General features: G+C 54.7%; 7 protein-coding genes. 3 read left to right on the top strand and 4 right to left on the bottom strand.

The annotated features are described in order from the left end of the window. The coding region (locus N902_RS20155; RefSeq protein WP_208596283.1) for a hypothetical protein at window positions 1-199 on the top strand (199 nt) is incomplete at its 5' end. A gap of 258 nt (window positions 200-457) precedes the next feature. Here N902_RS20155 and N902_RS0107570 read toward each other — a convergent pair. After that, the gene (locus tag N902_RS0107570; RefSeq protein WP_027370449.1) at window positions 458-2,359 is read right to left on the bottom strand and encodes an IS701 family transposase; all 1,902 of its coding nucleotides are present in this window, start codon (window positions 2,357-2,359) and stop codon (window positions 458-460) included. A gap of 141 nt (window positions 2,360-2,500) precedes the next feature. On the opposite strand from N902_RS0107570, the gene N902_RS0107565 reads away from it, so the two are divergent. Next, on the top strand, window positions 2,501-2,848 hold the full coding sequence (locus N902_RS0107565; protein ID WP_027370448.1) for a J domain-containing protein: 348 nt from the start codon (window positions 2,501-2,503) through the stop codon (window positions 2,846-2,848). Window positions 2,849-2,850: 2 nt separating this feature from the next. Here the strand turns inward: N902_RS0107565 and N902_RS0107560 are convergent, their stop codons facing one another. The 3 genes from N902_RS0107560 to N902_RS0107550 are packed head-to-tail and all read right to left on the bottom strand — an operon-like array spanning window position 2,851 to window position 5,791. Further along, complete coding sequence (locus N902_RS0107560) at window positions 2,851-3,588, bottom strand: ABC transporter permease (protein WP_027370447.1); 738 nt, start codon at window positions 3,586-3,588, stop codon at window positions 2,851-2,853. Beyond that, the gene (locus N902_RS0107555) at window positions 3,585-4,559 is read right to left on the bottom strand and encodes an ABC transporter ATP-binding protein (protein WP_027370446.1); all 975 of its coding nucleotides are present in this window, start codon (window positions 4,557-4,559) and stop codon (window positions 3,585-3,587) included. The genes N902_RS0107560 and N902_RS0107555 overlap by 4 nt, the downstream gene beginning before the upstream one ends. 32 nt (window positions 4,560-4,591) lie before the next feature. Beyond that, window positions 4,592-5,791 carry a putative sulfate/molybdate transporter gene (locus N902_RS0107550; RefSeq protein ID WP_027370445.1) on the bottom strand — a complete coding sequence of 400 codons (1,200 nt, stop codon included), beginning with the start codon at window positions 5,789-5,791 and terminating at the stop codon, window positions 4,592-4,594. A 207-nt stretch (window positions 5,792-5,998) separates the two neighbouring features. Here N902_RS0107550 and N902_RS19990 point away from each other — a divergent pair, with 207 nt between their 5' ends. Then, a complete protein-coding gene (locus N902_RS19990; RefSeq protein WP_167330633.1) occupies window positions 5,999-6,148 on the top strand; it encodes a hypothetical protein in 150 nt (49 codons plus the stop codon). The last annotated feature ends 230 nt before the right edge of the window (window positions 6,149-6,378 follow it).

Genomic DNA, 6,378 nt, shown 5'->3' with positions numbered 1-6,378 from the left:
TCGCCGAAGCAATCTCCAGCGCATCACCGTCCCGGACAAAACCAGGAGATTGCTTCGCTGTGCTCGCAATGACGGTCTATTCTTAGGTTTTCCAACTCCCCTGAATGCTTACGTATTAGCTAACCGCTCCGGGTCTACGAAAATAAAATCCTTCAAGGCCTGGTTTTCAAACATTTACATGGGCGCAGGGAATTTATGACAAGAAGGGAAGACAAATCCGGCAATTCCTCAATTAAGCGTTACCACATTGTAGTAACTTTTGACATTGACGAAAAAGAAAAAGAGTTATCACTACAACGTAAGTTCGCAACCTAATTGCTTGGCCTCAGCTAACTTCCTTTTTCGGTGTGATAGATACGCTTCTTTCTTTCGCCTGTGACGATACTTGAGAATCTCTATTGCCTCCGCATGATCAAGTGATCGGCGGGGTAATACTGTTGCCACAAGATACTTCGCTTCAGCGAGACTCAAGTCTGGAGTTTTTTTTAAAGCGTTGCCGCAACCGGAACAGGAATTGCTGTGCGAGCATCACGTAGATCATATGCCTGTGCCAGGCTGGCCAGGAACGGTGCTCGTAGGCATCCATCCCGAGATGGCTTTTGCCTTCCTCAAAGCATTGTTCGATGGGCCAGCGCATGGCGGACGCTTTGCAGAGCTTTTCAAACGGCGTATCTGCCGGAGCGTTGGAGATTGCATACCGGATCTGTCCATCGAAATGCTTCCTGATAAAGAGCCACACCGGCTCATTTTTAGGGAAGCCGTTTCGTGAGGAATACACCCTCATGCAGGCTACGTGGGCGAGAAGAGGGCCTTTGGTTCCCTCGCCCAGATTGACGGTTTGCCAGGAGATATCCTCGCTCTTGGCGATATCGCAAACCCTGCGAAGATCTCCGGACAGGACCCGCTGTTTTGTAGGGGGCTTACCCTTGCCCTGGTAGGCTGGAACCCCTACTTCGGGCTTGTCCAGGAAGACTCTTTCACTGCCTTTAACGTCAGCGAAATACCAGAGTCCTTCAGGCAATGAGCTGAGAAAATTATCATCAGAGCCGAAAGCCGAGTCACAGCCGATCCAAGAGGCAGGGAATATGTCCTTGACCCGGTGGATCAGCTGCAGGGCGATCTCTGGCTTGGTCTGGAATTCCACATCTTCGGGGACGAGGTTCTTAGCCCGCAGTTCCTTGTACTCTTCGTTGAACCATTGCCTGGGCATGTAAAGCTGACAGTCGATAAGGCAATGTCCGTGTTCACTGGTATAGCCGGCGAACACCCCGGATTGGCAGTTCTCCGTCTTTCCCAGGCGGCCGCAGTATTGTCTGGCCACGCCCACGGAATGGGTTCCTTTCTTTTGGAACTCGGAAGCATCGACTGTGATCATTGCTCCGGGAGAAGAAAGATACTTGGCCATGTTTTCCTGATGGGTCCTGAGCATGGCCTCGTGGTCCCATGGGGCAACTTTCATGAAGCGCTGCAGGGAGCGCACGGCGGGCTTTTCGATGTATTCCAGCGCGATAGGCTCCGCGGACTTGGCCTTCGTGTCGCCGAGCAGGCCAAATATATAGCCAAGCCCCAGGCGCTCCTGCTCACTTCGACCAAAACAGTGCCTGAACTCTTGATGAAAGGAGACCAGTTCGTCCGCGATCGTCTGAATGTCCTCCTGCTCAAGATCCAGTTCGGCAAAGTCCAGCGAGGGATTCCAATTCCCGGACTGCAGGGCCATACTGAGCTCCTCCACCTTTTTGGGAAGTGATGTGACATGCAAGGTGGAGGAGCATCCCAGGATGTCCCACAGGCCAGATTCGAGAACGTAGACATACACGTCCTTGGTCCGGCCGTGATAGAGGTAGCCTTTGCCCCGTTTGGTATACCCTTGGGTCGAGCCCAAAAATCGCCAGTTAGCAGCCTTGTATACGGTTCCTCGAAAGTAGCGGGGATCCACGAAGGTCTCCACAAGCCACAGGTCCTCCTGGAAGCGCTGCTTCCAGTCGTGTCTGAGGCGCCGCAGGTTCCTGGCCAGGACACAGGAGGCTAGGTTCTTCACCTGCACCCAGGGGAAGATGACAAAGCGGCTGTTCGCGGCCAAGCGGCCCAGGAAGCGCTTGCGTTGCTGAGGATCCCAGCCGATGAACTGGTCCCGCACACCGAGCTGACGCGCAGGCGCGCTCCAGGAAAGGGCAGCCACTGGTTCTTCCTGGACAAAGGCCATGTATTTAAGGCGCCGGCCCAGGAGCTTCCTGCATCCCAGGTAGTGATGGGCATGGACCAGCTGATCCCACAAAGGCTCCCACTCGGAGCCGGTAACAAGCTGGAGGTCCAAGGAATGCCCCTTGTTCAAAGAGCTGGCTGTGGTTATGGTGTGCATGGAAACTCCGGACCGTTTCAGGGGGATGCTCCTCCACCTGAGTCCTAAAAAGAGCATCCTAACCTGGGTCCGGAGTTTTTGTTTACCCCTCTAGGTTACGTTGTAGTGTTAACAACCGACACTCTATTCCGTGACTTTTTTATGTCTCAATCCAGCCATCTCAACTTAGCGGCCCAGGTGTTGGGCGTTACGGTGCACGCCTCGCCCAGCGAGATAAAGTATGCCTATTACCGCATGATGTGCCTGCATCATCCGGACAAACACCAGGGCGATCCCCAGGCCGGGCAGCGCACAGCCCTGATCAACGAGGCCCGGAACGTCCTTTTGGGCCGCACCTTGGACCCTACCCTGCTTCGGGACAGGGAGCTGGTATCTGAAGTCCTGGAGCGCCCTGCCAGCAACGACAGCGAGGAGGAAACCATCCTCAGCTACAACGAGTGGCTCAAGGCCCAGTTCTTCAATCTCCAGGAAGGCTCGATCTGGCCCTGATTTCACGCAATCCAATGCCTCCGGATGTTGCGCAGGCTGAGCAGGAACAGCCCGGCGCAAAAAGCGGCCAGGATGACAAGATCAAGCGCAAAGGGCAGCATATGCGCGCCGTGGACCGCACCGTGCAGGACATCCGCCCCATAGGTCAGGGGCAGGACGAAGGATACGGGTTTTAAAAAAACGGGCAGTTGCTGAACAGGGAAAAACAGACCGCAGAAAAAGATCATCGGAAAACGAAAGAAGTTGGAAAAGGTCTGGGCCTCGAACACCTCGCTCACGGCCACGGCGATGAAGAGAGCCAAAAAGGTCGAGGTCACGGCAATCAGCACCACCGCCGGGATAAAGGCCATCCAGGAGATCTGGGACAGATCCATCAGAAAGGCGGCCATGATCACCGGGACAAAGGCGTTGGCAATGCCGAATAATATGGCTCCGCTGGTTTTGGCCAGCATTAAAACCTCCAGAGGGACCGGGGCCAGCAGGAGCCTTTCAAAAGAACGCTGCTTCTTCTCAAAGGTCACGGTCACCGCCAGCAGAGAGGTTGAACCAAAAAGAATGGACAGGGCTACCACAGCCGGGAGCAGCTCGGGTATGCTGCCCAAGCCACTGCCGGTCTTGATGAAAAACATGGCGGTCCAGGCCAGGGGAAAGATGAGCCCCCAGCTCACATTCGGCGGCTTGAGATAATAGGTGCGCATGTCCTTGAATAAAATATTGACAAAGGCAATCCACATCTTCATTGTCCGCCGCCTCCTTTTTCCTTCTCACTGCGCATGGCGTCTGCTTCTATACCGGTGATGCGCACGAACACATCCTCCAGAGACGGCCTGATCTTCCGGGCTTCGGAAACCTCCACCCCCTGCTCCTCCAGAAAATGGACCAATGCCCCGGCCTTTATCGGCTGATCCGCTTCCACCTGCAGGGTAGCCTTGCTGGGAGTAAAAAATTGGAGATGAGAAAAATCGCGGCGCAACTCATCCACTACGCCGTATATATCCTGGTCGCAGGAGATCTGGATCACGTGTTTGGTCTGCAGCGGCTGGAGCAGATTGTCCACACTGTCGATCTGGACAATGCGTCCGTTCACAATGAAGGCGATGCGGTCGCAGAGGCGCTCGGCCTCCTCGATGTAATGGGTGGTGAGAAATATCGTGGTCCCGGATTCGTTCAGGTCGGCCACCAGCTGGCGCAGCTGCCGGGCACTGGCCACATCGATTCCTGTGGTCGGCTCGTCCAGAAACAGGATCTGGGGCAGATGAACGATCCCGGCCGCAATGGTCAGCTTGCGCTTCATGCCCTTGGAGTAGCCCCAGAATCTGCGGCCGGCGGCCTGGCTGAGTCCGAAGTCCTCCAGGAGCTTTCTGGCCCTGGTTTGCCGTTCATCCTTGCCCAGTCCGTACAGGGCGGCACAGAAGCACAGATTGTCGAACCCGGTCAGCTCGGGATACAGATTGCTCTCATCCGGAACCACGCCGATGAGATGCTGGGCCGATCTGGGGCGTTTCGTGCAGTCCAGCCCCCCGATGCTCATGGTCCCGGAATCCGGACGGGCCAGGCCGGTGAGCATATTGATGGTCGTGGTCTTGCCCGCCCCGTTGGGCCCCAGGAAGCCGAACAGCTCGCCTTGCTTGACGGTAAATGAAACGTCAGAAACTGCTTGGACATCATCAAAGCGTTTGGCCAAAGTCTCTACAGCAATAATATCAGTCATGATCTTAAGCCGTTGTCTCCATTACACCATGCCTATACCGACAGTCTCTCCCACTTCAGAATTTGGGCCACGATCATGCCGGCAATAAAGCCAGCGGCCAGGTTGGAAGCCAGGGTAATGCCCAGGATGAGGGTGGCCACGAAAAAGTCCTTGCGGCTGTCCAGATCCATGACCGTCAGGGTCAGCTGAGAGCCGGCAAAGACGAGCAAAACACCCAGGATAGCCATTGGGAGCAGATGAAGGACGTTTATGACCTTGCTGCCCAGAGCAAGGGCCAGGATGAGAAAGATCAGCCCAATAATCAGGTTGGAGCCGGCTGTTCGGGCCCCAAAGCGGTAATGGGCGGCAAGCCCTCCAGCCCCGTGGCATAAAGGCATTCCTCCCAGAAAAAAGCTGAAAAAATTGGCCAGAGCCATGCTGATGCAGGCAGCCCTATTGGTCACCTTGTTCGATCGGTCTGCAAAATACTGTTTGGATAGGTCAGTGTAGGCCAAGACGGCATTTCCAAGAGTCATGGGCAGCTGAGGTAGGACCAGGGCAAACAGGGCAAAGGTGAAATCAGCATTTCCCGGAAAGCCCAAGGGGAGGATTTCCGGGAGATTGAAGCCAAGGTCCTGGCCCTGCAAGTCGATCCGGGCTCCCAGAGCCAAACCCAAGGCCAGTCCGCCCAGAACCACGAACAGCCCGGCCGGGAATCTCTTGTTGTCCAGCAAGAGGAGGGTAACGAGAGCTGCGCCAACTCCTATAACCAGACTGATGGATACCGGACCCAAGGCTTGGAAGGCTAAATACGGTTCCACTGCATCCTGGAGGGCTTGAAACTTGGATGTCCCAATTATGAACTTGACCCCTTCAGAAATGAGAAGAGTCCCTGTAGCTAGCTGGACTCCCCGGATAACGGATTTTGGGGTGATCCTGCGGATGACGTCGATGGCTCCGGTCGCCCCGATAATCAAAAGGAAGATTCCCATGAGCAGGGTTGAGGCCAGGATTTGATCAGCAGTCAAGGCCGTGGCAATGGCATAGGCTCCAATGACTTTCATGGGCTGGACCGGAACCGTCACCCCGAAGTACACGCCGGACAGGATATAAAAGACCCCGATACTGAAGAACAGCCCCAGGGGGTTCAGACCATTGACCAGAACCATGGCGATGGCGATGGGCAGCAGGGTGCCCAGATCCCCCAAGGACCCGGCCAGCTCAAGCCGATTGAAGCGAAATCGGTTTTCCATCTATAGCTCCAGGCAGTGCATTGCTTGAACCTGTATCCAATTTAGTATATATTTAAATACTATATACGATGAAAAGTTCTGTCAAGCCGGTGCTCCCCCGCCACTTTTGGACATTATCATATTGAAGCAAAGCCGAGGGTTGAAGATTGACAAGGAGTACAATGTTATTTAGCATTTGCGAAAACTCTAAATCAAAAGGAGGTTTATATGAGCTGCAAAGAACACTGCCAGTATCCGCACAAGCTAAAGGACAAGCCAGAGAACTGCACTCCGGAGCAGATCCGGGAGTGCCATGGAGATCAGGCCGGGCATCCCTGCGCCCAGACCGATCAAGGTGGGCAGAAAGACTCTGAGTAACGGTGAGCCAGAGATCACAGGGCGAGCATGCTCGCCCTGTGGTTGATGCGCCTGCATAAAGGCAGAATTGCAGGTGCAGATGACAGACGACAGAGGACAGAAGAATCAATGGATGAGAAGCTTAAATTTAGCTCTCTTGAAGTAAACGTTCAGGGGGACTCTTCCATCGAGACACTGAAGGCCTGCTTTGAGCTTCCGTGTTAGTGGTGTGCCCAGCCTTGAAGCTTCGG

This window comes from Desulfovermiculus halophilus DSM 18834 (genome assembly GCF_000620765.1).
In the GTDB taxonomy this organism is placed as follows: Bacteria; Desulfobacterota; Desulfovibrionia; order Desulfovibrionales; family Desulfothermaceae; genus Desulfovermiculus; species Desulfovermiculus halophilus.
Note: the sequence above shows the minus strand (reverse complement) of the source record. Positions and strands in the feature narration are given on the sequence as shown.